This is a genomic window from uncultured Azohydromonas sp. (genome assembly GCF_937926365.1).
GTDB lineage: Bacteria > Pseudomonadota > Gammaproteobacteria > Burkholderiales > Burkholderiaceae_C > Azohydromonas.
This window is the reverse complement of sequence record NZ_CALAOH010000206.1, coordinates 13488-38927: the sequence shown is the minus strand read 5'-3', so window position 1 is coordinate 38927 and position 25440 is coordinate 13488. Positions and strand designations below refer to the sequence as shown.

The window sequence follows — 25440 nt, the reverse complement described above, 5'->3', positions numbered from 1 at the left end:
TGCACCATCTTGATGAACTGCTTGAGCATCTGCTCGGTGACGGTGAAGTCGGCGATCACGCCGTCCTTCATCGGGCGGATGGCGTCGATGTTGCCCGGCACCTTGCCCAGCATCGCCTTGGCCTCGGCGCCCACGGCCTGGATCGTCTTCTTGCCGTTGGGGCCGCCCTCGTGGCGGATGGCGACCACGGAGGGCTCGTCCAGCACGATGCCCTTGTCGCGCACGTAGATCAGGGTGTTCGCGGTGCCGAGGTCGATGGCCAGGTCGGTCGAGAAGTAGCGCCGGAAGGTTTCAAACATGGTGGGTCAGCGATCTGCTGGGTTCGGTCGCGCGGGCGGGCGTCAGGGGAGTTGGAAAGCGCCGGGCTGCGGCAGTCGAACGCCGGAATTCGTCACATCAATGCAGCGGGGTTGTGCGGCTCGCGGCCGCGGCGCAGGCGGGCTCCATGGCCAGGATTCCTGCGCTACCGGGGAAAGGGTCCTGCACAAAAAACCCGCCGGCGCCGCCCGCGCTCGCAAACACCTGTCTGCGCGTCGCAACTGCAGCGATCGCGCCGGGTTTTTGCTCTTGCGCCGGCCGCCCCGGTGGGCTCTGGGTAACGGGCGATAATACCCGATCCCCCCGGGTCGCCGCGCCGCGGCGGACCTGCAAAAGCCCGAACCCCGAGCACTATTGCCATGGCCCTCAGCCCCACGGACGTGAGCCGCATCGCCCACCTCGCCCGCCTCGAATTGCAGCCCGAGGAACAGGCCGCGATGCTCCAGCAGCTCAATGGATTCTTCTCCATCGTCGAGCAGATGCGCGCGGTGGACACCAGCGGCGTGGAGCCGCTGTACACGCCGCTCTCGGCCTTGTCGGAGGTGCAGCTGCGCCTGCGCGAGGACCGCGTGACCGAACAGGATCAGCGCGCACTCAACCAGCGCAGCGCCCCCGCCGTCGAGGACGGCCTCTTCCTCGTGCCCCAGGTGATCGAATGAGCTCTCAATTGCACGAGCTGGGCGTGGCCGCACTGTCGCGCGCCCTGGCTGACAAGGCTTTTTCCAGCGTCGAACTCACGCAACACCTCCTGGCGCGGGTTGCGGACCATCAACAGCTCGGCGCCTTCGTGCACGTGGACGCCGAGGGCGCCCTGGCCGCTGCGCAGGCCGCCGACGCGCGCCGCGCCGCTGGCGACGCTACCGCGCTGACCGGCGTGCCCATCGCGCACAAGGACATCTTCGTCACCGCCGCTGCGCCCACCACCGCGGGCTCGAAGATGCTCCAGGGCTATCAGAGCCCCTTCGACGCCACCGTGGTGGCCCGGCTCTCGGCCGCCGGCATGGTCAGCCTTGGAAAGCTCAACTGCGACGAGTTCGCCATGGGCTCGGCCAACGAGAACTCGGCCTGGGGCCCGGCGCTCAACCCCTGGGACCGCGCGCGCGTGCCCGGCGGCAGCTCCGGCGGCTCGGCGGCGGCGGTGGCGGCGCGGCTGCTGCCCGCGGCCACCGGCACCGACACCGGCGGCTCGATCCGCCAGCCCGCGAGCTTCAGCGGCATCACCGGCATCAAGCCCACCTACGGACGTTGCTCGCGCTACGGGATGATCGCCTTCGCCTCCAGCCTGGACCAGGCCGGCCCGATGGCCCGCTCGGCCGAGGACTGCGCGCTGCTGCTCTCCGCCATGAGCGGCTTCGACGAGCGTGACGCGACCAGCGCCGAGCGCCCCGCCGAGGACTTCCACGCCCAGATGCTGCAACCGCGCGAAGGCGCCACGGCGGCCAAGCCGCTGCAGGGCCTGCGCGTGGGCCTGCCCAGGGAGTTCTTCCCCGAGGCGTTGGCGGCCGACGTCAACGGCGCCGTGCGCAGTGCCCTGGCCGAATTGGAGAAGCTGGGCGCGACGCTGGTGGAGGTGAGCCTGCCGCGCACGGAGCTGTCCATCCCCGTGTACTACATCATCGCCCCGGCCGAGGCGAGCTCGAACCTGCAGCGCTACGACGGCGTGCGCTACGGCCACCGCGCCGAGAAGTACGGCGACCTGGTGGACATGTACAAGAAGACGCGCGCCCAGGGTTTCGGCGCCGAGGTGAAGCGCCGGATCATGATCGGCACCTACGTGCTCTCGCACGGCTACTACGACGCCTACTACCTGCAGGCGCAGAAGCTGCGCCGCATGATCGCCGACGATTTTCAACGGTGCTTCAACGACTGCGACGTGATCGCCGGGCCGGTGGCGCCCAGCGTGGCGTGGCAGCTCGGCGCCAAGAGCGACGACCCGGTGGCCGCCTACTTGGCCGACATCTTCACCTTGCCCGCCAGCCTGGCCGGCCTGCCGGGCATGAGCATCCCGGCCGGGTTCGGCGAAGCACAGATGCCCGTGGGCTTGCAGCTCATCGGCAACTACTTCGCCGAAGGCCAGCTGCTGCACACCGCCCACGCCTTCCAGCAGGCCACCGACCACCACCTGCGCGCGCCCGCCGGCTTCTGAAGACATCCATGAGCACGACGCCCCAACTCATTCGCGGCTACGAGGTCGTCATCGGCCTGGAGACGCACGCCCAGCTCTCGACCGCCAGCAAGATCTTCAGCGGCGCCTCCACCGCCTTCGGCGCCGCGCCCAACACGCAGGCCAGCGCCGTGGACCTGGCGCTGCCCGGCACGCTGCCGGTGCCCAACCGCGGCGCGGTCGAGCGCGCCATCCGCTTCGGCCTGGCCGTGGGCGCGAAGGTTGCGCGCCAGTCGATCTTCGCCCGCAAGAACTACTTCTATCCGGACCTGCCCAAGGGCTACCAGATCAGCCAGTACGAGATCCCCGTCGTGCAGGGCGGCGTGATCGAGTTCCTGGTCGGCGAGCAGAAGAAGCGCGTGAACCTGACGCGCGCACACCTGGAAGAGGACGCGGGCAAGAGCCTGCACGAGGACTACCACGGCCTCACCGGCATCGACCTCAACCGCGCCGGCACGCCGCTGCTGGAGATCGTCTCCGAGCCCGAGATGCGCTCCAGCCTGGAGGCCGTGGGCTACGCCCGCGCGCTGCACGCGCTGGTGGTGTGGCTGGGCATCTGCGACGGCAACATGCAGGAAGGCTCCTTCCGTTGCGACGCCAACGTCTCTGTGCGCAAGCCGGGCGAGCCCTTCGGCACGCGGCGCGAGATCAAGAACCTCAACAGCTTCCGCTTCCTGCAGCAGGCCATCGACTACGAGGTGCAGTGGCAGATCGAGCAGATCGAGGACGGCTTGTCCATCGAGCAGGCCACGGTGCTGTTCGACCCGGACAGCGGCGAGACGCGCGCCATGCGCAGCAAGGAAGACGCGCACGACTACCGCTACTTCCCGGACCCCGACCTGCCGCCGCTGGTGATCGAGCCGGCCTGGGTGGAGCGCGTGAAGGCCGAGATGCCCGAGCTGCCGCAGGCCATGGCGGCGCGTTTCCAGCAGCAGGACGGCCTGCCCGCCTATGACGCCGGCATGGTCACGCAGAGCCTGGCCTTCGCCCGCTACTACGAGGCGGCGCGGGATGCGTGCAAGCAGCCCAAGCTGGTCGCCAACTGGCTGATGGGCGAGATCTCCAAGCGGCTCAATGCGGATGGCAGCTCCATCGAGGCCGTGCCGGTGGCGCCGCAGACGCTGGGCCAGCTCATCACGCGCATCAGCGACGGCACCATTTCCAACAACGGCGCGCGCCAGGTCTTCGACGCGCTGTGGTCGGGCGAAGGCAGCGACGTCGACGCGCTGATCGACGTTAAAGGCCTGAAGCAGATGAGCGACACCGGCGCGCTGGAGGCCATCGTCGAGCAGGTGCTGGCGGCCAACGAGAAGTCGGTGGCCGAGTTCCGCGCGGGCAAGGACAAGGCGTTCAACGCCCTGGTCGGCCAGGTGATGAAGGCCAGCAAGGGCAAGGCGAACCCGGCGCTTGCCGGGGAGCTGCTGAAGAAGAAGCTGCAGGGGTGATTCGCCCTCCCCTGCGATGAAAACGGCCCGCTCGTCGCGGGCCGTTCTTGTTTACACCCCGTACCGCGCCCGGTACGCCGCCACCGGCGCCTTGAACTGCGCCAGGGCCGGATCGGCGGCGTGGTCCAGGAAGGCCATCAGGTCGCTCAGCGAGGCGATAGCGATGACCTCCAGCCCCAGCTTGTCGCGCACGTACTGCACGGCGGACCACTCCACGTCGGCGCCGTTCTCGGTGGCCTTTTCCTGGCGGTCCAGCGCGATGGCCACGCCGCAGGGCTCGGCGCCGGCGGCGCGGATCATGGCGATGGACTCGCGCACCGAGGTGCCGGCGGAGATCACGTCGTCGATGATCAGCACGCGCCCGCGCACCGGCGCGCCCACCAGGGTGCCGCCCTCGCCGTGGTCCTTGGCTTCCTTGCGGTTGTAGGCGTAGGGCTTGTTGTGGCCCAGGCGGGCCAGTTCCACCGACACGGCCGCGGCCAGCGTGATGCCCTTGTAGGCCGGGCCGAAGAGCATGTCGAACTGCAGCCCGGAGTCCACCAGGCGGCGTGCATAGAATTCCGCCAGGCGGCCCAGCTTGGCGCCGTCGTCGAAGAGGCCGGCGTTGAAGAAGTACGGTGACAGACGCCCGGCCTTGGTCTTGAACTCCCCGAAGCGCAGCACGCCGACCTCGACCGAGAACTTCACGAAGTCCTCGGCCAGCGAGGGTTTGGGGGAGGTGTTCGTGCTCATAGGAATGGGTGTACTGCGATGGGTTTGAGGATGGTGACGCTCAACCTCAATGGGATCCGCTCCGCGGCGACCAAGGGGTTCGAGGCATGGGCCGAAGCGGCCGGCGCGGATTTTATGGGGGTGCAGGAAGTGCGCGCCCAGGAGGCCGACGTGGCGGAACGCTTCAAGCGCGTCGCCGGGCTCGAAGGCCATTTCCACTACGCGCAGAAGAAGGGCTATTCGGGCGTGGGGCTCTACACGAAGCGCGCCCCATCGGCCGTGATCGCCGGCTTCGGCTGCGACGAGTTCGACCCCGAGGGTCGCTACGTCGAACTGCGCTTCGACACCAGCGCGCGCAAGTTCAGCGTGATCAGCGCCTACTTCCCCAGCGGCTCCAGTGGCGAGGAGCGGCAGGCGGCCAAGTTCCGCTTCCTGGATCGCTTCTGGCACCACATGGCCGCGCTGCGCGCCTCAGGGCGCGAGTTCATCCTGATGGGCGACTTCAACATCGCGCACCAGGCCATCGACCTCAAGAACTGGCGCGGCAACCAGAAGAACAGCGGTTTCCTGCCCGAGGAGCGCGCGTGGTTCTCGCGCATGGTGAGCGAGGAGCTGGGGCTGGTGGACGTCTACCGCCGCCTGCACCCCGAGGCCACCGAGGACTGCTACACGTGGTGGAGCAACCGCGGCCAGGCCTGGGCCAAGAACGTGGGCTGGCGGCTGGACTACCAGGTGGCGACGCCGGAGATCGCGCACAGCGCGCACGCGGCCTCCATCCACAAGACGTCGCGGTTCTCGGACCACGCACCGCTCACCATCGACTACGCGACGTCGCTGTGACGCCGGATGGGGCCTGCCTGCGCAGGCATCCCCGAGAACATTTCACGCCGGCCCGGCGGCGCGCTTCAGTTCAGGCCAGCACCTTCAGCATCCACTGCCGCAAGGCTTCGAGCTCCTCCACGCTCACCGTGTGCTCGATCGGGTACTCGTGCCACTCCACCTCGTGCCCCAGCGCGCGCAGCAGGTCGCGCGAGGCGATGCCGGCGGCCATGGGCACCACCGGGTCCATCTGGCCGTGGGCCAGGAACACCGGTAGGTCCTCGTTGGCGCCGTGGCGCTCGGCGGCCGTGAGGCTCGCCAGCGGCAGGTAGCCCGAGAGGCCGGCCACGCCGGCCAGCCGCTCCTCGCAGCGCAGGGCGGACAGCAGCGCCATCGCGCAGCCCTGTGAGAAGCCCGCCAGCACGATGCGCCGCGCCGGCACGCCCCGCGCGCGCTCGCGGGCCACCAGCGCCAGCACCTGCGCCAGCGAGGCGCGCAGCCCCGGCTCGTCCTCGCGGCGCATCATTTCCGTGCCCAGCAGGTCGTACCAGGCGCGCATGCGGTAGCCGCCGTTGATGGTCACCGGCCGCACCGGCGCGTGCGGAAAGATCCAGCGCACGGCGCCCAGCGCCGAGAGGTCCATCTGCTGCGCCAGCGGCTCGAAGTCGTGCCCGTCGGCGCCCAGGCCGTGCAGCAGGATCAGGCTCGCGCCGGGCTGGGCGCCGGTTTCCACTTCGATGGTCTGCAGGGTCGGTTCGGGCATGGTCGTCACGGCTCCGGGGATGAGGTTCGGGAAGCGGAAGCGCCCGCCGGCGCGCGCGCCATGCAGCGCTGCCAGCGCTGCTGCACGCGCTCGGCGAACCACTTGGTGCTCAGCGGGCGGCTGATCTTGGGACCGGACAGCGCGATGTCCGGCAGCACGGCGCGCGGCAGCGCGCGGCCCTCGTTGCGCTCGGCCCGCTCGAACACCTTGCGGTACAGCGCGCTGCGCTCGAAGCCGGGCTCGTTGCCCTGCTCCAGCGCGCGGCGCGCCTCGGATTCCGACAGGCCCAGCCGCGGCGCCATCAACAGCGCGGCGGCTTCGGTCGCGCCGCGCTGGCCGTCGCCGCGCAGCAGGTCGCCATCGGTGTCGAGCGGGATGCCCGAGGCGCGGCTGAGCGCCTGCTGGAAGGCGGCGTTGCGGCTGGCCCAGCGCCCGGCGTTGAAGTCGGCGAAGCGGTAGAGCGGCCGGTCGTAGGGCGCGGGGTAGTCCAGCAGGTGCGCGATGCCGAAGAACAGCCCGCCGCGGCGCGTGAACACCGCCTGGCGCACGCCGCCGTCCAGCGGGTACGGGTAGCGCTGCGTGTTGGCCTCGGCCCAGGCCACGCTCACCTGCATCGGCCCGCCGGTGCGCACCGGGTTGAGCTTGCCGAACAGGCGCTGGCCCAGCGGCACGCGCTCGATCAGGTCCTCGAAGGTCTCGCTGAGCTGGCGCTCTGTGCGCGCCTTGTCGATGCGCTCGGCGTAGCTGCGCCCGTCCGAGGACGGGATCTGCAGCGCCGCCGACACCAGCAGCGAAGGCACGCCCACGCGCCCGGCGCGCTCGTCGATCTCCTTGCGCGCGATCGCGCCCAGGTTGGGCACGGCCGGGTCGGCCTGGAAGCTCGATTCCTGCTCGATCACGCCCAGCGCGGCGCAGAAATTGGAAGCCGTGGGCGGGATCTGCAGCGCCGAGAAGGCGGCATAGATGTCGGTGGCCCAGCCGGCGCGGTCGGAGAGGTTGGTGGGTAGCAGCTGCAGCAGCAGCGCGCGGCTGTCCTGCGGGCGTGGCCAGGCGTCGCGCTGGGGCTCGTCGGCGGCGCAGCCGGCCAGCAGCAGCGCCAGGCCCAGCCTCCGCAGCCGCGCGCCCGGGCGGCGCGGCGCCGGCCGCTCAGGGCAGATGGCAGGGATTCGTGCTGCGCTGTGCTCCATCGCTCCTCCTTGCGGCACGCGCGATGCCCGCGCCGCGCCCGCCACAATGGCGGCCATGCTTCGTTACCACACCATCCCCGTCACCCCGTTCCAGCAGAACTGCTCGCTGCTGTGGTGCGACCAGACCCAGGAAGCCGTGCTCATCGACGCCGGCGGCGAGCTGGGCGTGCTGCGCGCCGCGGTGCAGGAGCGCGGCTTGAAACTCGTGGCCCTGTGGGTCACGCATGCGCACATCGACCACGCCGGCGGCGTCGGGCAGCTCGCGCGCGAGGAGCGGTTGCCCATCGTCGGCCCGCAGCGCGCCGACCAGTTCTGGATCGACGGCCTGGCGCAGCAGAGCCGCATGTTCGGCTTCCCGCCGGCCGAGCCCTTCGCGCCCACGCGCTGGCTGGAGGACGGCGAGACGCTGACCCTGGGCCAGAGCGAGGTCCACGTGCGCCACTGCCCCGGCCACACCCCCGGCCACGTCGTGTTCCACGCGCCGGAGATCAAGCGCTGCTTCGTGGGCGACGTGCTGTTCGCCGGCAGCATCGGCCGCACCGACTTCCCGCAGGGCAACCACGACCAGCTGATTGACAGCATCACCCAGCGCCTGTGGCCCATGGGCGACGACACGGTGTTCATCCCCGGCCACGGGCCGGAGAGCACCTTCGGCGAGGAGCGCAAGTTCAATCCGTACGTGCGAGGGACCTGAGCCCCGCGCCTTCGCCCGGCGCGCTCACTTCCCCGCGCTGCGCGCCGGCGGCCCGAACTGCCGCGTGGGCTTCGGGGCCTGCGCGTACAGTGGCTGCACCCGCGGCAGCCGGGCCTGGATGTCGCGGATGCGGGTCGTGCCGGTGGGGTGCGTGGACATGAAGGCCAGCGGCTCGCCCTGGCTGGCGGCCATCATCTTCTGCCACAGGCTCACGCCGGCGGCCGGGTCGTAGCCGGCGCGCGCTGCCAGCTCCATGCCCACGATGTCCGCCTCGGACTCGTCCTCGCGGCTGAACTTGAGCGTCAGCAGCTGGCTGCCCATGCCCAGCACCTGGTTGCCCAGGTTGCCCAGCCCCAGCAGCGCCGACAGCGCCCCGGCGCCCAGCTGCGTCGCGGCCGACTTGCCCATGCGCTCGCGTGCGTGCTCGCGCAGCGCGTGCGCCACCTCGTGGCCCATGATGGTCGCCACCTCGTCATCGCTGAGTTGCAGCTGCTGCAGGATCCCGTAGAAGAACGCGATCTTCCCGCCCGGCATGCAGAAGGCGTTGAGCTCCTTGCTGCCGATCAGGTTCACCTCCCACTTCCACTGCCGCGCGCGCTGGTTCCAGTCGTCGGCGAAGGGAATGATGCGCTGCGCGATGTAGCGCAGCCGCTGCAGCTGCTGGTTCGATTCCGGCGCCAGCGCGCGCTGCTGCGAGGCATCGGACAGCATCTTGCGGTACTGCTGCGCCGCCGCGGCCTCCACCTCCTCGGCCGGCACCAGCTTGGAGAAAGTGGACTCCGAGCCCACCTCCTCGCGCACGCCCTGCTGCGCCATGGCCGGCAGCAGCGCCCCGCTCAGCAACGCCCCGGTGAACAGCCGTCGCGACGGGCTCACGAGGCAGCCCGCGCAGCGGCAGCCGGCGTGCGCCAGCGGCGCGGGAGAAACATCTGCATCGGTGCGGAAGGCGTCGGTGCTCATGGCATGCGGGGGCCGGACGAGGCGGCGTATTGATCGTTGAAATGGTCCAGAACGGGCACGGTGCATGCCCGGCTGACGGGAGTTGGGGGTTTCATGGGTGCCCTGCAAGGGTGGAGTGTGCCGGCCCGCATCAATCGTCGGCCGCCGCGGGCGCGTCGGGGTCCACCTCCAGCGCGCGCACGCTGGCGCGCAGCGCCCACAGCATCGCCAGCGCCGGCAGCGCCGCCAGCGTGGAGACGATGAAGAAATCGGGCCAGCCGATGGACTCGGCCAGCACCCCCGCCAGCGGCCCCACCCACACGCGCCCCACCGCCGCGAAGGCGCTCAGCAGCGCGTACTGCGTGGCCGTGAAGCGCTGGTTGCACAGGCTCATCAGGAAGGCGACGAAGGCCGCGGTGCCCATGCCGCCGGAGAGGTTCTCCAGCGCCACCACCAGCAGCAGCCCGCCGTCCACCGGCGTGGGTTGCGCCAGATGAATGAAACCCCAGTCGAAGGCCGGCACCAGCAGGCCCGGGATCACGCCCTTGCCCGACACCGCCAGCCACCAGAAGCCCAGGTTGCTCGCCATCTGCAGCAGCCCGAACACCAGCAGCGAGCGCCACAGGCCGAGTTTCAACATCAGCGCCCCGCCCACCAGCGCGCCCAGGATCGTGAGCCACAAGCCGATGAGCTTGTTGACCACGCCCACCTCGGCCGGGCTGAAAGCCATGGCCTTGAGCAGGAAGGGCGTCAGCAGCGAGCCGGCGAAGGCGTCCCCCAGTTTGTAGAGGACGATGAAGGCGAGAAAGGCGCCCGCGCCGGGCTGGCCGAAGTAGCTGCGCAGCCCTTGGATCAGCGTCTCGAACTGCGCCTTGCGCGCGGCCCAGGCCGCCAGCGGCAGCGTGAAGCCGATGCCCAGCATCAGCGCCAGCAACTCGGTCCATTTCACTTGCAGCGCCGGCGCCAGGGCGCTGCCGCTCCACAGCGGACTCAGCAGCAGTTGCGCCAGCGGCAAGGCGAAGCGGTCGCTGAGCAGATAGCCCACGGCCACGGCCGCCAGCACGGCCAGGAAGCCGGTGACGTCGTGGCGCGCCAGCGTGCGCGGCGCGGTGGCGCGCGGCAGCCGCGGCAGCAGCAGCGCGGAGACGACGGCGGCGCCGATCATGAGCACCGCCATCAGCCGGTACACGGCCGGCCATGTAAAACCGCCGCCCTGGGCCGGGTCGGTCCAGATCAGCGCCACGCCCCCGGAGAGGATCATCGCCAGCCGGTAGCCCATGACGTTGAGCGAGGAGCCCAGGCCGCGCTCGCGCGCGGGCAGCAGGTCCGTGCGGTAGGCGTCGATCACCACGTCCTGCGAGGCGGAGAGGAAGGCCACCGCCACCGCCAGCAGCGCGAAGGCGCGCGTGGCGCCCGCCGGCGGCGTGGACGCCATGAGCAGCAACGCGCCGGCCAACAGCAGTTGCGTGAGCACCAGCCAACCGCGGCGCCGGCCCAGCCCGGGCGGCTCGAAGCGGTCCATCAGCGGCGCCCACAGGAACTTGAAGGTGTAGGGCAGGCCCACGAGGCTGAGGAAGCCGATGGTGGCCACGTCCAGCCCCTCGGCCGAGAGCCAGGCCTGCATGGCCTGCCCCGTGAGCGCCAGCGGCAGTCCCGAGGCGAAGCCCAGCAGCGTGACGGCGAGGAAACGGTGGACGGTGGCGGCGCGCTGGGCCGGGGTGCGCGCCGCGACCGCGGCGGCGGTGGAAGGAGGCATCACGGGATTCTAGGCAGGCGGGGTGGGCGGCCTGCCCGGGCTCAGCCGCCCGTCCCCGCCTGCGTCGTCTGCTGCCGGTGGATCTCCATCGCCAGCGCCAGCAGCTTGTCGCGCGGCAGGTCGCCCACCAGCGCGTACCCGCAGCCGCTCTCGACCCAGTAAAACAGGTTGAGCCCGCCCTGGTGCTCGAAGCGGAACGCCGCCGGCGTGCCGGCCTCGGGCTTGCGCAGGTACACCGTGACGCGGTGCTTCTCCCCGTCCTCGTACATCAGCTGCGCGCTCGGCCCCGAGGCATCAGGCAGCAGCCGCCCGCCCACCAGGTTGAAACCCTGGGCCTGCAGATCGAACAGCTTCACCGGCAACTCGGTGCGCTTGGTGAGCCAGCGCACCAGGTGCTCCTCGTTGGCGCCCACTTCCACCGGGTGGCGCTGTTCCGGGGCATACACCGCGTGCGCCACCGCCGCGCGATGCACCCACTGCCGCGGCGACTGCGCCAGCGGCCCGGGCAGCAGGTCCTGCCAGCGCCACATCGCCCCCGCTCCCAGCACCGCGCCGCCGCCCACCAGCAGCAGCACCGCCGCGGCGCGCGCCCACGGGCGCTGCGACAGCGGCCGCGTCAGCAGCCGCCGCTGCATCGAGGCCGGCACCGGCTCGTTGAGCACCGGGTCGAAGTGCGCACGCAGTGCGTCGCGGTCGGCCCCCCACTGGCGCACGCGCTCGGCATCCTCCGGGTGCTCGCGCAGCCATTGCTCCACGTGCGCGCGCTGTGCCGGGTCGAGTTCGTCGTCCAGCCACGCACTGAGCAGTCCGTCATCGATGCGGTCGGCGTCCATTCCCTCGTGCCTTTTCGCTGCACTCAAACCACGCGCCGCAGGTGCGAGCGCGATGGGGGCTTGCCGTCGCCCAGTACCCGACGCAACAGCAGCCGCGCGCGGCTGATGCGCGACATCACGGTGCCCGGCGGGATGCGCAGCACCTGCGCCGCCTCGGCATAGCTCAGCTGCTCCACCACCACCAGCAGCAGGGGCTCGCGCAGCTCCGGCGTGAGCGTGCGCAACGCCGCCAACAGATCCAGCCGCAGCCCGATGTCCGGCGGCTGCGCCGCGCCGGCCTGGCGGTCCAGCTCCTGTTCCATGCGCTCGGGCTCCAGCATCGACAGCCGCGCGTCGCGCCGCAGCCCGTCCTGGTGCGCGTTGTGCGCGATGGACAACAGCCACAGCAGCAGATCGCGCCGCTCGTCGAACTGCTGCCAGCGCGTCAGCGCCCGCTCCAGCGTGCTCTGCACCAGGTCATCGGCGCGTGGGCCGTCGAACACCAGCGAGCGCGCATAGCGGCGCAGCCGCGGGATGGCCGCTAGCAGCAGCCGCTTGAAGTTGTCCGGAGCATCCACTGGCGAGGGTGTACGAGTGGTGTCGCCCCATTATTCCCACGCGGTGCCCTGTCTCGCGTGAGGCAGTGGCGCCCTTGTGGGCAGCGCGCTTGCCACCACCATCGGGGCATGGACGCTGCCTCTACTCCCACCCATGTCGCTTGTCCGCACTGCGCGGCGCTCAACCGCATCCCCAGCGCCCGGCTGGGTGAGGACCCGGTGTGCGGCCGCTGCGGACAGCCCCTGCTCGACGGCCGGCCGCTGGCGCTCACCGATGCCGACTTCGAGCGCGTGACCGCGCGCACCGAGCTGCCGGTGATCGTGGACCTGTGGGCGCCCTGGTGCGGCCCCTGCCGCAGCATGGCGCCCGCCTTCGAGCAGGCCGCGCGCGAGCTCAAGGGCCGCGCGCTGCTGGTCAAGGTGGACACCGACGCCAACCCGCACACCGCCGCGCGCTTCCAGGTGCGCAGCATCCCCACGCTGCTGAAGCTGCAGCAGGGCCGCGAGGTGGCGCGCATCAGCGGCGCAATGCCGGCGGCGCAGATCGTGCGGTGGGCGGGCGTCTGAGCGGAGCGCCCCCGCGGCCTCTCAAGCCGCCACGGCCCCCGCCTGCGCCCCAAACCGCAGCGTGAAGCAGCTGCCCTCGCCCACGTGGCTTTCCACCTCGATGCGCGCGCCCAGCAGCTCCGCCAGCCGGGCGCTCAGGTGCAGTCCCATGCCGGTGCCTTCGGGGCGGCGGCGCGGATCGCCCACCTGCGTGAAGGCGCCGAAGAGCTTCTTCTGGTCCGCCTCGCTGATGCCCACGCCCGTGTCGCGGACCCTCACCAGCGTGTCCCGGCCCTCGTGCCGCAACTCCAGCCGCACCGCGCCGTGCTCGGTGAACTTGATAGCGTTGTTGCTGAGGTTGATCAGGATCTGGCGCAGCGCGCGGCGGTCCACCTGCAGCACCGGCGCGCCTTCGGGCATGTCGAGCTCGAAGGCCAGCGACTTGGCCTGCGCCAGCGGCATCAGGCTGGCATGCACCTCGCGCAGCAGCGCGCCCACGTCCACCGGCTCGGGACTGAGCTGCACCATGCCGGCCTGGATGCGCGCCACGTCCAGCAGGTCGTTGATCAGCGACAGCAGGTGCTCGGCGCTGCTCTTGACGATGCCCAGCTGGCGCTCCTGCTCCGACGTGAGCTCGCCGCTCAGCCGCATGAGCAGGATGCCGGTGAAGCCGATGATGGCGTTGAGCGGCGTGCGCAGCTCGTGGCTCATGGTGGCCAGGAAACGGTCCTTGGCCTGGTTGGCCACCAGCAGCGCCGCGTTCTTCTCCTGCAGTTCGCGCTCGAAGCGCTTGCGCTCGGTGATGTCGCGGATGGCGCTCATCACGAAGCGGCCTTCCTCGGTGTCCAGCGGGCTCAGGCTGATCTCCACCGGGAACTCCTCGCCCTCGTTGCCGTCGCCGCGCAGCCCGTAGAGCTCCAGCCCCGCGCCCATGCTGCGCATCTGCGGCGTCGCGTGGTAGCGCGTGCGGTGGCCGATGTGCACGTGGCGGTAGCGCGTGGGCAGCAGCGTCTCGATGGAGGAGCCCAGCACCTGGTCGCGCGAGCGCCCGAACAGCCGCTCGGCCTGGCTGTTGAAGAGCACGATGCGCCCGCTGTCGTTGACGATGACGATGGCGTCGGGCACCGACTCCAGCAGGTTGCGGTAGCGCTGGCCGATCCACTGCGCGTCGCGCGCCACCTTCTGCGCCGTGACGTCGCGGTAGGTGCTGATGACGCAGTGCGCCTCGCCGGTGGCCCCAGGGCCCTCCTCGCGCACCATGCGCTTGAACAAGTCCACGTACATCAGCCGCCCGTCCTGGTGGCGGCGCATGGCCGCGCGAGCCTGGGCCTCGCCCTCGCGCAACGCGCGCTGCTGCAGCGCGGCGTGCTCCTCGATCTGGTCCGCGGGTACCAGCAACTCGGCCAGCGGCCGCCCCAGCGCCTCCGCGGCCGTGTAGCCGAAGGTCTGCTGCGCCATGCGGTTCCACAGCCATACCTCCCCTTCGGGCGAGGTCACGATCAGCGCCTGCGGTGCCTCGTCGATGAGCACCTGCTCCAGGCTCCGGTGGGGTAATGCGTAGTCCACGTGGCTCCTTGGTCCACTCCAGGGCGCCAATCTAGCGCAGCCGCACGGTCGCGGGCATTCAAACGCGGGGGCCTTCTACACTGCGCCGCTTTTTCCCGAATTGCCCGCAGTGCTGGAGCGACCTTCATGAGCCTTTTCCCCCGCTGGCGTCCCGTGGACGCCCCTCCCGGTGCCGTGGTGGCGCCCGATGAGCGCCTGTCCTGGCCGCAGACCGCCGCGCTGGGCGTGCAGCACGTCATCGCCATGTTCGGCGCCACGGTGCTGGCGCCGCTGCTCATGGGCTTCGACCCCAACGTCGCCATCCTCATGAGCGGCGTGGGCACGCTGATCTTCTTCGTGCTCACCGGCGGGCGCGTGCCCAGCTACCTCGGGTCGAGCTTCGCCTTCATCGGCGTGGTCATCACCGCCACCGGCTACCAGGCCGGCGGCCCCAACGCCAACCTGCCCGTGGCGCTGGGCGGGATCATCGCGTGCGGCGCGCTGTACGTGCTGCTGGGCCTGCTGGTGGCGGCCGCCGGCACGCGCTGGATCGAGTCGCTGATGCCGCCGGTGGTCACGGGCGCGGTGGTGGCCGTCATCGGGCTGAACCTGGCCTCGGTGCCGGTGAAGAACATGGCGCCCACGGGCTTCGACGCCTGGATGCAGGCGCTGACCTTCGTCTGCGTGGCGCTGGTGGCGGTGTTCAGCCGCGGGCTGGCGCAGCGGCTGCTGATCCTGGTGGGGCTGCTCATCGCCTCGCTGCTGTACGCGCTGCTGACCAACGGGCTGGGCCTGGGCAAGCCCATCGACCTCTCGGCCGTGGCCGCGGCGCCGTGGTTCGGGCTGCCGCGCTTCGCGGCGCCGGTCTTCGACGGCCACGCCATGCTGCTGATCGCACCGGTGGCGGTGATCCTGGTGGCGGAGAACCTGGGCCATCTCAAGGCCGTGGGCGCCATGACCGGGCGCGACATGAACCCCTACATGGGCCGCGCCTTCATCGGCGACGGCCTGGCCACCATGGCCAGCGGCGCCATCGGCGGCACGGGCGTGACCACCTACGCCGAGAACATCGGCGTCATGGCCGCCACGCGCATCTACTCCACGGCCATGTTCGTGGTGGCGGCGCTGGTGGCGCTGGTGCTGGGCTTCAGCCCCAAGTTCGGCGCGCTGATCCAGGCCATCCCGCTGGCGGTGATGGGCGGCGTCTCGATCGTGGTCTTCGGCCTGATCGCCGTCTCCGGCGCGCGCATCTGGGTCTCCAACCGCGTGGACTTCTCCGACAACACCAACCTCATGGTCGCGGCCATCACACTGGTGCTGGGCACGGGCGATTTCACGCTGCGCTTCGGCGACTTCGCCCTGGGCGGCATCGGGACCGCCACCTTCGGGGCCATCGGGCTGCATGCGCTGCTGCGCGGGGGGAAGCGGGGCTGACGCAAGCAGGGCAGGGCCTGCCCTCTCCCCGCCCCTTTCCGCTTAGACCCTCAACACCCTCTGCAGCGTCGCTAGCAGCTTGGGCGCGTCGATGGGCTTGGTGAGGAAGTCGTTCATGCCCGCGGCCAGCGCCTCGTCGCGCTCGCACGGCAGCGCCGCGGCGGTCAGCGCGACGATGGGCAGCGTCTGCGGGTCGAAGCGCCGGCGCAGCTCGCGCGTGGCCTCGCGCCCGCCCATGCGCGGCATCTGCATGTCCATCAGCACCGCCTGGAACGGACGGTTCTCCTGCAGCGCGCGGTCCACCGCCTCCAGGGCCTCCAGCCCGTCGGCGGCGCCTGTCACCTGTGCGCCCCACTGCTGCAGCATGGCCGTGGAGATGGTCATGTTGATGAAGTTGTCCTCCACCATCAGCACGCGCACGCCCGCCAGGGCCTGCGCCGACGGCACGGGCGCGGGCGCGGGCACCACCACCGGGGCGGCGGCCGCGGGCAGCGGCAGCTCGAACCAGAATCGCGAGCCTCGCCCCGGACGGCTGGCCACCCCCACCTCGCCGCCCATGAGCTGCGCCAGCTCGCGGCAGATCGACAGCCCCAGCCCCGTGCCGCCGTGGCGCCGCGTGGTGGAGTCATCGGCCTGGATGAAGGGCTGGAACAGCTGCGCCTGCGTCGCCGGGTCCAGCCCCGGGCCGGTGTCCTCCACCTCGAAGCGCACCCGGTTGCCCGCCACGGCGTGCGCGCTCAGCCGCACCAGGCCCTGCTCGGTGAACTTCAACGCGTTGCTCAGGTAGTTGCCCAGCACCTGGCGCAGCCGCACCGGGTCGCCATGCGCGCCCTGCGGCAGCGCGGGGTCGATGTCCAGCACCAGCGCCAGGCCGTGCGTGCTGGCGATGGCGGCATAGCCGCGCTGCAGCCGCTGCAGCAGCGCCTGCAGGTCGAAGTCCTGCGGGTGGATGTCGAGCTTGCCGGCCTCGATCTTGGACAGGTCCAGGATGTCGGAGATCACCGCCATCAGCGTGTCGGCGCTGTCGAGCATCTGCGCCAAGTACTGCTGGCGCTTGTCCTCCTCCAGGCCCGGGGCGCGCGCGAGCTGCGCCAGGCCCACCAGCGCGTTGAGCGGCGTGCGCAGCTCGTGGCTGGTGTTGGCGAGGAAGGCGCTCTTGGCGCGGCTGGCGGCCTGCGCCTGGTCCAGCGCCTGCCGCAGTTGCAGGCGCGACTGCTCGCGCAGCGCCTCGACCGCCGCGGCGGCGCGGCGCGCCACCGTGAAGTCGCGTCCCACGCCCCAATAGCCCAGGAACCGGCCGCGCGCGTCATGGCGCGGCTCGCCGCTCACGCGCAGCCAGCGCAGCGCGCCCGGCCCGGCCTGCCAGGTGACGCACATCTCGCGCAGCGGGCGGCAAGCCTGCAGCTCCGCGCGCTGGGCCTCGATCACCGCGGGGTCCGCGCGCAGCGCCGGCAAGGCCCACAGCGGCTGCCCCCAGGGGCCGGGCAGCGCCTGGAAACGGCCGCGGCGGTCGCGCCGCAGCACGCGCGTGAGCCGCCACTGGGCGTCGGTCTCCCAATAGAACTCGGCCGCCAGGGACAGCAGCGCGGCGAAGCGCTGCCCGCCGTCCGCGCCCTTGTGCAGGACCATCTCCAGCACGCCGTGGAGCACGCGCCCGCCCGCGGCACCGGTGAGCAGCACCACCACCTGCAGCGCGAACTGCAGCGCCGGCGGCTGCCCCCCCTGGGCCGGCAGCGCGCCGCTGTGATGACCCCAGGCGAGTGCGCCCAGCAGCAACAAACCCAGCGTGCCCACCAGCAGCGCCGTGCGCTTGCGCGCCACGGCGGCGCACATGCAGACCAGCACCGCCAGGAAGCCGCTGCCCGCACCGCCCAGGCCCCGGTCCACCAGCCACGCGATCAGCGCGATGGGCAGCAGCGCCGCCAGCGACACGCGCCGCACGGCCGCGTCCAGCGCGCCCTCGCGCGTGCGCAGCGCGTGCAGGCTCACGCCGCACAGCAGCAGCTCCGACAGCAGCAGCACCAAGCGCTCGGCGCCTTCCACCTGCACGCCGGGCAGTGCCAGCAGCGCGCCGCTGGCCGCCGCCGCCGTGGCGGCGGCGGCGAAGAAGAAGCGCGCCACGCGCGGACGCACGTCCTGCTGCACTTCGGGCAGCAGGCCCGAGCCGGTGTGGGACGTCAGCGCGCTCCACATGGCCTGCCTCCGCCGGGAAGACTCAGCCCGCGCGAGCGGCGTTGAGCACGTCGCGCGTGCGCTGCGCCTCGGCGCGGGCCGCGGCCGCGAAGTCCGCGCCCGCGCTGGCGTACAGCACGGCGCGCGAGGAATTCACCATCACCGTGCCGCCCGGGCGCAGCCCGGCGCGGATGGTGGAGGCCGCGTCGCCGCCCTGCGCGCCCACGCCGGGGATGAGCAGCGGCAGCGTGGGCGCGAGCTCGCGCACGCGCTCGATTTCCGCCGGGAAGGTGGCGCCCACCACCAGGCCGAGCTGGCCGTGGCGGTTCCACGGGCCCTGCGCCAGCCGCGCCACGCGCTCGTACAGCAGCTCGCCGCTGTCCAGCCGCTGCGCCTGCAGGTCGCTGCCGCCGGGATTGGAGGTGCGGCACAGCAGGATCAGCCCCTTGTCGGGCCAGGCGTCCATGTAGGGCTCGATCGAGTCCAGCCCCATGAAGGGCGAGAGCGTGAGCGCGTCGGCCTGGTAGCGCTCGAAGGCCTCGCGCGCGTACTGCTGCGCGGTGGAGCCGATGTCGCCGCGCTTGGCGTCCAGGATCACCGGCACGCCCGGCGCCACGCGGTGGATGTGCTGGACCAGCCGCTCCAGCTGCTCCTCGGCGCGGTGCGCGGCGAAGTAGGCGATCTGCGGCTTGAAGCAGCTCACCAGGTCGTGCGTGGCTTCGACGATGGCGGCGCAGAAGTCGTAGATGCGCGAGGCATCGCCCTTCCAGTCGCCCGGGAATTTCGAGGGCTCCGGGTCCAGGCCCACGCACAGCAGCGACTGGCTGCGCGCCTCGGCGGCTTGGAGCAGGTCGGTGAATTTCATGGAAATTCCGCTTTCAGAAATCGGGAAAGTCGGGTTGCGGCCTGCTTATCGGCACGCCGAAGCGTCATGTGAGGGGCGGGCCTGCACTGCCCGCCGCCGCAGCTCAGATCCGCTTGGCCAGCGCCTCGGCGCAGCCGGTGTAGCCGCCGGGCGTGAGCTCCTTCAGCCGCGCGCGCTCGCCTTCGGGCAGCTCCACCAGCGTGTCGATGAAGCCGGCGATGGCCTCGCGCGTGATGGCCTTGCCGCGGGTGAGCTCCTTCAGGCGCTCATACGGGTTGGGCAGGCCGTAGCGGCGCATCACGGTCTGGATCGGCTCGGCCAGCACTTCCCAGGACGCGTCCAGGTCGGCGGCCAGCGCCTCGCGGTTGAGCTCCAGCTTGTCGAGGCCGCGCGACAGGGACTCCAGGCCCAGCACGGCGTAGCCCAGCGCCACGCCCATGTTGCGCAGCACGGTCGAGTCGGTCAGGTCGCGCTGCCAGCGGCTGATCGGCAGCTTCTGCGCCAGATGCGTCAGCACCGCGCTGGCCAGGCCGAAGTTGCCTTCCGCGTTCTCGAAGTCGATGGGGTTGACCTTGTGCGGCATGGTGCTGGAGCCGATCTCGCCCGCCTTGGTCTTCTGCTTGAAGTAGCCCAGGCTGATGTAGCCCCAGACGTCGCGCGACCAGTCCACCAGGATGGTGTTGGCGCGGGTGACGGCGTCGAACAGCTCGGCCATGTAGTCGTGCGGCTCGATCTGGATCGTGTAGGGGTTGAAGGTCAGGCCCAGTGCCCCTTCCACCACCTGGCGGCTGAAGGCTTCCCAGTTGACGGCCGGGTAGGCCGAAAGGTGCGCGTTGTAGTTGCCCACCGCGCCGTTCATCTTGGCCAGCAGCTTCACCTCGGCGATGCGGCTGCGCGCGTGGCGCAGGCGGGCCACGACGTTGGCGATCTCCTTGCCCACGGTGGTGGGGCTGGCGGTCTGGCCGTGGGTGCGGCTGAGCATGGGCTCGGCGGCGAACTGGTGCGCCATGGACGCCAGGCGCTCGATGACACGGTCCAGCGACGGCAGCAGCACCTGCTCGCGCGCGGCCTTGAGCATCAGCGCGTGGCTGGTGTTGTTGATGTCCTCGCTGGTGCAGGCGAAGTGCACGAACTCGCCGGCGGCCTGCAGCTCGGCCTGGCCTTCGAAGCGGGACTTGATCCAGTACTCCACGGCCTTGACGTCGTGGTTGGTGGTCTTCTCGATGTCCTTGATCGCCTGCGCGTCGGCCTCGGAGAAGTTCTGCACCAGGCCGCGCAGCAGCTCGCGCGAGGCCTGCGACAGCGGCATGAACTCGGCGAAGCCGGCGTCCGACAGCGCGATGAACCACTCGACCTCGACCTGCACGCGGCGGTGCATCAGGCCGAACTCGGACAGCAGGGGGCGCAGCGCCGCCACCTTGGCGGCATAGCGGCCGTCCAGCGGCGACAGGGCGGTAAGGGCGGAGAGGTTCATGGCGGCAACTTCCGAGTTCAGACGGGCAAACCCTCAATTGTAGGTGGGGCCCTCTTGAGCGGGTGTGCCCCCTCTTGACACCTGCCGGCTGGCCCGAGGCCGCGCTGGGCCTTTGGCTGCCAGCGCCTGCACCGCCGCGCACCAGGGCGGCGCCTGTATGCAAAAGCCTTGCGTCAACTGGAACAGCTCTTGCGTCAGGGCGTGTACAACTCGAGAGAACTCACCTGAAGGAGGGATTCCCATGCATTCGATGTCTCGTCGTCCCGTGCTGGCCCTGGTGGCTGCCGCGACGCTGCTGGGCGGTGCCGGCTCGGCGCTGGCGCAGTCCAAGCTGAAAGTGGCCGCCATCTACACCGTGCCGGTGGAGCAGCAGTGGGTCAGCCGCATCGACAAGGCGCTCAAGGCCGCGGCGGCGCGCGGCGAGATCGAGTACGTGTTCAGCGAGAACGTGGCCAACGCCGACTACGAGCGCGTGATGCGCCAGTACGCCGAGGGCGGCCACGCGCTGATCGTGGGCGAGTCCTTCGCGGTGGAGGCCGCGGCGCGCAAGGTGGCCAAGGACTATCCCAAGGTCGCCTTCCTCATGGGCAGCTCCGGCAAGCCGCAGGCGCCCAACTTCTCCGTCTTCGACAACTACATCCAGGAGCCGGCCTACCTCACCGGCATGATCGCCGCGGGCGTGAGCAAGAGCGGCAAGATCGGCATGGTCGGCGGCTACCCGATCCCCGAGGTCAACCGGCTGATGAACGCCTTCATCGCCGGCGCGCGCGAGGTCAACCCCAAGGCCGAGTTCAGCATCAGCTTCATCAACAGCTGGTTCGATCCGCCCAAGGCCAAGGAAGCGGCCTTCGCCATGATCGACAAGGGCGCCGACGTGATGTACGCCGAGCGCTTCGGCGTGTCGGACGCGGCCAAGGAGCGCAAGGTGCTGGCCGTGGGCAACGTGATCAACACGCAAAGCACCTACCCCGACACCGTGGTGGCCTCGGCGCTGTGGAACATGGAGCCCACCATCGAGGTCGCGCTCAGGAAGGTGAAGGCCGGCCAGTTCTCGGCCGAGGACTACGGCGCCTACTCGACCATGAAGCACAAGGGCTCGGAGCTCGCGCCGCTGGGCACCTTCGAGGCCAAGGTGCCGGCCGAGCTCAAGGCCAAGGTCAAGGCGAAGGAAAAGGCGATCCTGGACGGCAGCTTCGTGGTCAAGGTGGACGACAGCGCGCCGAAGGCCAGGTAAGGCGCCGAAGCCGCCGTCCCGGGCTTGTTCTCGTGAGCGCCCCCTCCCCCGCCGCCACCGACGCGCCGCTGCTGCGGCTCTCCCACATCAGCAAACGCTTCGGCGCGCTGGTGGCCAACGACGACATCTCGCTGGAGCTGCGCCGCGGCGAGGTGCTGGCCCTGCTGGGCGAGAACGGCGCGGGCAAGAGCACGCTGATGGCGATCCTGTTCGGGCACTACCTGCCCGATGCGGGCCGCATCGAGGTGGACGGCAAGCCCTTGCCCCCGGGCGACACCCGCGCGGCGCTGGCCGCGGGCATCGGCATGGTGCACCAGCACTTCACGCTGGCCGACAACTTGAGCGTGCTGGACAACGTGATGCTGGGCACCGAGCCGCTGTGGCTGCCCTTCTCGCGCCGGCGTGCCGCGCGGGCGCGGCTGCTGGCGACGGCGCAGCGCTTCGGGCTGCACGTGGACCCGGAGGCCCGCATCGGCGACTTGTCCATCGGCGAGCGGCAGCAGGTGGAAATCCTGAAGGCGCTGGTGCGCGGGGCACGGGTGCTGATCCTGGACGAGCCCACTGCGGTGCTGACGCCGCAGCAGAGCGAGGCGCTGTTCGACACGCTGCGCGGCATGGTGCGCGAGGGGCTGTCCATCGTCTTCATCAGCCACAAGCTCGACGAGGTGCGGCGCGTCTCGGACCGCGTCGCGGTGCTGCGCGCGGGCAGGCTCGTGGCGCGCTTCGACAGCCTGGAAGTCGTGGACAAGGCGGTGCTGGCCGAGGCCATGGTGGGCCGTGCGCTTGCACCGGCCGGGCGCAGCGTGCGCCAGCCCGGTGCACTGGTGTGCCGGCTGCGTGACGCGCACGTGGCGGGCAAGCCGCGCCCGAAGCTCGACCGCGTGACGCTGGAGCTGCACGCGAATGAGATCCTGGGCATCGCCGGCATCTCGGGCAACGGCCAGCAGGTGCTGGCGGACCTGCTGTGCGGTGTGCAGGCGCTGGACGGCGGCACGCTGGTGTTCGAGGGCCGGCGGCTGCCCGCGCGGCCGCGCGCCTGGCTGGCTGCCGGGGTGGCGCGCATCCCGGAGGACCGCCACGCCGTGGGTGCCATCGGCGACCTGGCGCTGTGGGAGAACGCGGTGCTGGAGCGCTACGCGGGCGCGAGCTTCTCGCTCCTGGGCTGGCTCAAGCGCCGCCGCGCGCAGGCGCATGCGCAGGCGCTGGTGCAACGCTTCGACGTGCGCGGCACCGAGGGCGGCGGGCTGGCGACGCCGGCGCGGCGGCTGTCGGGGGGCAATCTTCAGAAACTCATCCTGGGCCGCGCGCTGGCGGGCGACCCGGCCGCGCCGGCGCCCAAGTTGATCGTGGCCAACCAGCCGACCTGGGGCCTGGACGTGGGCGCGGTGGCCTACGTGCACGGCCAACTGCAGCAGGCCTGCGCCGAAGGGGCGGCGCTGCTGCTCATCAGCGACGACCTGGATGAGCTGTTCGCGCTGTCGGACCGCATCGCCGTGATGCACCACGGCCGCCTGGGCCTGGCGCGGCCGGCGGCGCAGTGGTCGCGGGCCGAGATCGGCCTGGCCATGGCGGGCGCGGCGGCGCAGGTTTCTTCATCTTCTTCTTCGACCGACGAGGTGGTGCATGCGGCTTGAACGGCGCGCCGCGCCTTCGCGAGCCATGGCGCTGGCCGCGCCGCTGCTGGCCGTGGCGCTGACGCTGGGCTTGAGCGCCGCGCTGGTGGCCTGGGCCGGCGCGCCGGTGGGGCGCGCGTACTGGCTGCTGCTCGAAGGCGGCTTCGGCTCGCGGCTGGCGCTCACGGAAACGCTCACGCGTGCCACGCCGCTGATCCTCACCGGGCTGGCGGCGGCGGTGGCCTTCCGGGCGCGGCTGTGGAACATCGGCGCCGAGGGGCAGCTTTACGCCGGCGCGCTGGCCGCGGTGGCGGTGGCCGGCGCGGGCGGCTCCTTCGCGCTGATGATCGCCGCCGCCATGGCCGCGGGCGCGCTGCTGCTGCTGGGGCCGGCGCTGCTCAAGCGGCTGGGCGTGGACGAGGTCGTGACCACGCTGCTGCTGAACTTCATCGTGCTGCTGGGCGTGTCGGCCATGCTCGACGGCCCGATGAAGGACCCGATGGCCATGGGCTGGCCGCAGAGCATTGCGCTGCCCGAGGAACTTCAGATTGGCAACCTGGTGCCGCGCAGCCGGCTGCACAACGGGCTGCTGGCGGCGCTGGGGCTGGCCGCGGCGCTGGCGCTGCTGCTGCGGCAGACCACGCTGGGCTTCGAGATCCGTGCCGTGGGCGCCAACGCGCGCGCCGCGGCCTTTGCCGGCATGCCGGTGCAGCGGGTGACGGTGCTGGTGGCGCTGATGTCCGGCGCGCTGGCCGGGCTGGCCGGCGCCATCGAGGTGGCGGGCCGCGCCGGCTACCTGACGCTGGACATGTCGCCGGGCTATGGCTACAGCGGCATCGTGGTGGCGATGCTGGCCGGGCTGAATCCGCTGGGAGTGGTGGCGGCCGCGACCTTCGTCGCCGGCATCCTGGTGGGCGCCGACGGCATGAGCCGCCAGGTGGGCGTGCCCACCTACATCGCCGACGTGATCGTCGCGCTGGCGCTGATCACCATGCTCATGGCGACGCTGCTGGTGAACTACCGCGTGGCGTGGCGCCGGCCGGCGGCGGTGGGAGGGGCGGCGTGATGCGGGGCCGTCCTGGGAAATCCAAGGCTTTCTGTTGGACGAAGCACGAGCGGCAGCCCCTCCACTTCGTCATTCCCGCGGAGGCGGGAATCCAGGCGGCCCCACGCCAGAACGCAAGCCGCAATGCCGGAATGGGGTGGTGGGAGCACCGACGTTCCAACGTCACAGCTCACGGCCAGCTTGGGGGCTGCCTGGATTCCCGCCTCCGCGGGAATGACGAGGTAGTTGGCGAAGCGCATCCGCTCACGGCAAACGTTCTGTGCCCCTTGCCTGGACACCACTGCCTTCTTGCCGGGATGACGACGTTTTTTCTTCGGCCTGCCTTGTCCCGCGCCAACGCTCGAAAACCCGGCGTTCTCGCTCATGGCGGTGCGGCATGACCGAAATCCTCGAACTCCTTTCCGCCGCCCCCTTCTGGGTCGCGGTGCTGCGCATCGCCACGCCGCTGATCTTCGGCACGCTGGGCGTGCTGCTGTGCGAGCGCGCCGGGGTGCTGAACCTGGGCGTGGAGGGAATCATGGTTGCCGGCGCCTTCGCCGGCTGGCTCACCGTGTACGCCGGCCATGGCCTGTGGAGCGGCGTGCTGGTGGCCGCCGCGGTGGGCGCGCTGCTGGGGCTGCTGCACGCCTTCCTGACCGTCACGCTGGCGCTGAGCCAGCACGTGGCGGGGCTCGGTTTGACGCTGCTGGCCACCAGCCTGGCGAGCTATGCCTACCGCGTGAGCTTTCCGAAGGTGGAGCGCCCGCCCACCATCACGCCCTTCGAGCCCCTGAGCGCGCTGCCCGTGCCGGTGCTCTCGGAGCAGACGGCGCTGACGCTGCTGGCGCTGGGACTGGTGCCGTTGCTCGCGTATTTGTTGCACCGCACACCTTTGGGCCTGGCGATCCGCATGGTGGGCGAGAACCCGGCTGCCGCCGAGGGCCAGGGCCTGTCGGTGGCGCGGCTGCGCACCGGCGCGGTGGTGGCGGGATCGGCGCTGATGGGCGTGGCGGGGGCCTTCCTCACGCTCTCGGCCTTCAACGCCTTCTACTTCAACATGGTCAACGGCCGCGGCTGGGTGTGCGTGGCGCTGGTCGTCTTCGCCTCGTGGCGGCCCGGCAAGGCCCTGCTGGGCGCGCTGCTGTTCGCCTTCTTCGACGCGTTGCAGTTGAGGCTGCAACAAGGCGGTGCCGTGGAGGCGCTGCCCTACCAGGTTTGGCTGATGCTGCCCTATGCCATGGCCATCGTCGCGCTGGTCGTGATGGCACGGCGGGCGGCTTATCCTCAAGCCTTGATGAGGCCCTACCGCAAGGGCGAGCGCTAGCTACTTAGTAAGCAGCAGGAAGG

At 71.1% G+C, this 25440-nt stretch carries 23 protein-coding genes; 11 read left to right on the top strand and 12 right to left on the bottom strand.

The genetic code is table 11. The annotated features are described in order from the left end of the window. Positions 1–299 (bottom strand): rod shape-determining protein (locus Q0741_RS22155; RefSeq protein ID WP_298235360.1); only part of this gene is annotated, 299 nt, incomplete at its 3' end. A gap of 378 nt (positions 300–677) precedes the next feature. Here Q0741_RS22155 and gatC point away from each other — a divergent pair. From gatC to gatB, 3 genes are read left to right on the top strand one after another with little or no spacing between them, the layout of a single operon-like run. Beyond that, on the top strand, positions 678–977 hold the full coding sequence (gene gatC / locus Q0741_RS22150) for an Asp-tRNA(Asn)/Glu-tRNA(Gln) amidotransferase subunit GatC (protein WP_169161160.1): 300 nt from the start codon (positions 678–680) through the stop codon (positions 975–977). Further along, positions 974–2464, top strand: a complete 1491-nt coding sequence (gatA, locus tag Q0741_RS22145; RefSeq protein ID WP_298235359.1) for an Asp-tRNA(Asn)/Glu-tRNA(Gln) amidotransferase subunit GatA — start codon at positions 974–976, stop codon at positions 2462–2464. The genes gatC and gatA overlap by 4 nt, the downstream gene beginning before the upstream one ends. Before the next feature lie 8 nt (positions 2465–2472). Then, complete coding sequence (gene gatB, locus Q0741_RS22140) at positions 2473–3927, top strand: Asp-tRNA(Asn)/Glu-tRNA(Gln) amidotransferase subunit GatB (protein WP_298235358.1); 1455 nt, start codon at positions 2473–2475, stop codon at positions 3925–3927. 51 nt (positions 3928–3978) lie between these two features. Here the strand turns inward: gatB and pyrE are convergent, their stop codons facing one another. Beyond that, positions 3979–4659: an orotate phosphoribosyltransferase gene (gene pyrE, locus Q0741_RS22135; protein ID WP_298235357.1), complete on the bottom strand. Its 681-nt coding sequence runs from the start codon at positions 4657–4659 to the stop codon at positions 3979–3981. 18 nt (positions 4660–4677) lie between these two features. Between pyrE and Q0741_RS22130 the strand changes: the two genes are divergently transcribed. Beyond that, entirely contained in the window at positions 4678–5478 is an 801-nt protein-coding gene (locus tag Q0741_RS22130) for an exodeoxyribonuclease III (RefSeq protein ID WP_298235356.1), read from the top strand. A 70-nt stretch (positions 5479–5548) separates the two neighbouring features. On the opposite strand, the gene Q0741_RS22125 is transcribed toward Q0741_RS22130, so the two are convergent. Both Q0741_RS22125 and Q0741_RS22120 read right to left on the bottom strand, forming a co-directional pair. Continuing rightward, the gene (locus tag Q0741_RS22125; RefSeq protein ID WP_298235355.1) at positions 5549–6220 is read right to left on the bottom strand and encodes a dienelactone hydrolase family protein; all 672 of its coding nucleotides are present in this window, start codon (positions 6218–6220) and stop codon (positions 5549–5551) included. A gap of 5 nt (positions 6221–6225) precedes the next feature. After that, a complete protein-coding gene (locus Q0741_RS22120; RefSeq protein WP_298235354.1) occupies positions 6226–7464 on the bottom strand; it encodes a DUF1615 domain-containing protein in 1239 nt (412 codons plus the stop codon). Between Q0741_RS22120 and Q0741_RS22115 the strand changes: the two genes are divergently transcribed. Beyond that, positions 7463–8101 (top strand): MBL fold metallo-hydrolase, encoded by a 639-nt coding sequence (locus Q0741_RS22115; RefSeq protein WP_298235353.1) that lies wholly within the window; start codon positions 7463–7465, stop codon positions 8099–8101. The genes Q0741_RS22120 and Q0741_RS22115 overlap by 2 nt on opposite strands. Positions 8102–8125: 24 nt before the next feature. Here Q0741_RS22115 and Q0741_RS22110 read toward each other — a convergent pair whose 3' ends face one another. From Q0741_RS22110 to Q0741_RS22095, 4 genes are all read right to left on the bottom strand, one after another. Beyond that, a complete protein-coding gene (locus tag Q0741_RS22110) occupies positions 8126–9061 on the bottom strand; it encodes a M48 family metallopeptidase (protein WP_298235352.1) in 936 nt (311 codons plus the stop codon). 130 nt (positions 9062–9191) lie between these two features. Continuing rightward, the gene (locus Q0741_RS22105; RefSeq protein WP_298235351.1) at positions 9192–10796 is read right to left on the bottom strand and encodes an MFS transporter; all 1605 of its coding nucleotides are present in this window, start codon (positions 10794–10796) and stop codon (positions 9192–9194) included. 41 nt (positions 10797–10837) lie between these two features. Further along, on the bottom strand, positions 10838–11629 hold the full coding sequence (locus Q0741_RS22100) for an anti-sigma factor (RefSeq protein ID WP_298235350.1): 792 nt from the start codon (positions 11627–11629) through the stop codon (positions 10838–10840). Positions 11630–11652: 23 nt separating this feature from the next. After that, positions 11653–12186 (bottom strand): sigma-70 family RNA polymerase sigma factor, encoded by a 534-nt coding sequence (locus tag Q0741_RS22095; RefSeq protein WP_298235349.1) that lies wholly within the window; start codon positions 12184–12186, stop codon positions 11653–11655. Positions 12187–12294: 108 nt separating this feature from the next. Between Q0741_RS22095 and trxC the strand changes: the two genes are divergently transcribed. Beyond that, positions 12295–12732, top strand: a complete 438-nt coding sequence (gene trxC / locus Q0741_RS22090; protein WP_298235348.1) for a thioredoxin TrxC — start codon at positions 12295–12297, stop codon at positions 12730–12732. A gap of 21 nt (positions 12733–12753) precedes the next feature. Here trxC and Q0741_RS22085 read toward each other — a convergent pair whose 3' ends face one another. Beyond that, positions 12754–14277, bottom strand: coding sequence for a PAS domain S-box protein (locus Q0741_RS22085; RefSeq protein WP_298235347.1), 1524 nt, complete (start codon positions 14275–14277; stop codon positions 12754–12756). Positions 14278–14403: 126 nt separating this feature from the next. Between Q0741_RS22085 and Q0741_RS22080 the strand changes: the two genes are divergently transcribed. Next, positions 14404–15690: a solute carrier family 23 protein gene (locus tag Q0741_RS22080; RefSeq protein ID WP_298235346.1), complete on the top strand. Its 1287-nt coding sequence runs from the start codon at positions 14404–14406 to the stop codon at positions 15688–15690. Positions 15691–15732: 42 nt separating this feature from the next. On the opposite strand, the gene Q0741_RS22075 is transcribed toward Q0741_RS22080, so the two are convergent. From Q0741_RS22075 to purB, 3 genes are all read right to left on the bottom strand, one after another. Then, positions 15733–17883 carry an ATP-binding protein gene (locus Q0741_RS22075; protein ID WP_298235345.1) on the bottom strand — a complete coding sequence of 717 codons (2151 nt, stop codon included), beginning with the start codon at positions 17881–17883 and terminating at the stop codon, positions 15733–15735. 22 nt (positions 17884–17905) lie between these two features. Next, positions 17906–18727, bottom strand: a complete 822-nt coding sequence (pyrF, locus tag Q0741_RS22070; RefSeq protein ID WP_298235344.1) for an orotidine-5'-phosphate decarboxylase — start codon at positions 18725–18727, stop codon at positions 17906–17908. Positions 18728–18830: 103 nt separating this feature from the next. Beyond that, positions 18831–20201 carry an adenylosuccinate lyase gene (purB, locus tag Q0741_RS22065; protein ID WP_298235343.1) on the bottom strand — a complete coding sequence of 457 codons (1371 nt, stop codon included), beginning with the start codon at positions 20199–20201 and terminating at the stop codon, positions 18831–18833. Positions 20202–20442: 241 nt separating this feature from the next. Between purB and Q0741_RS22060 the strand changes: the two genes are divergently transcribed. The 4 genes from Q0741_RS22060 (at position 20443) to Q0741_RS22045 (ending at position 25417) form a co-directional block, all read left to right on the top strand. Continuing rightward, on the top strand, positions 20443–21435 hold the full coding sequence (locus Q0741_RS22060) for a BMP family protein (protein ID WP_298235342.1): 993 nt from the start codon (positions 20443–20445) through the stop codon (positions 21433–21435). Between the two features lie 32 nt (positions 21436–21467). After that, a complete protein-coding gene (locus Q0741_RS22055; protein WP_298235341.1) occupies positions 21468–23069 on the top strand; it encodes an ABC transporter ATP-binding protein in 1602 nt (533 codons plus the stop codon). Next, positions 23059–24114, top strand: a complete 1056-nt coding sequence (locus Q0741_RS22050; protein ID WP_298235340.1) for an ABC transporter permease — start codon at positions 23059–23061, stop codon at positions 24112–24114. Before Q0741_RS22055 ends, Q0741_RS22050 begins: the two co-directional genes overlap by 11 nt. Positions 24115–24490: 376 nt before the next feature. Then, complete coding sequence (locus Q0741_RS22045) at positions 24491–25417, top strand: ABC transporter permease (protein WP_298235339.1); 927 nt, start codon at positions 24491–24493, stop codon at positions 25415–25417. Positions 25418–25440: the final 23 nt, after the last annotated feature.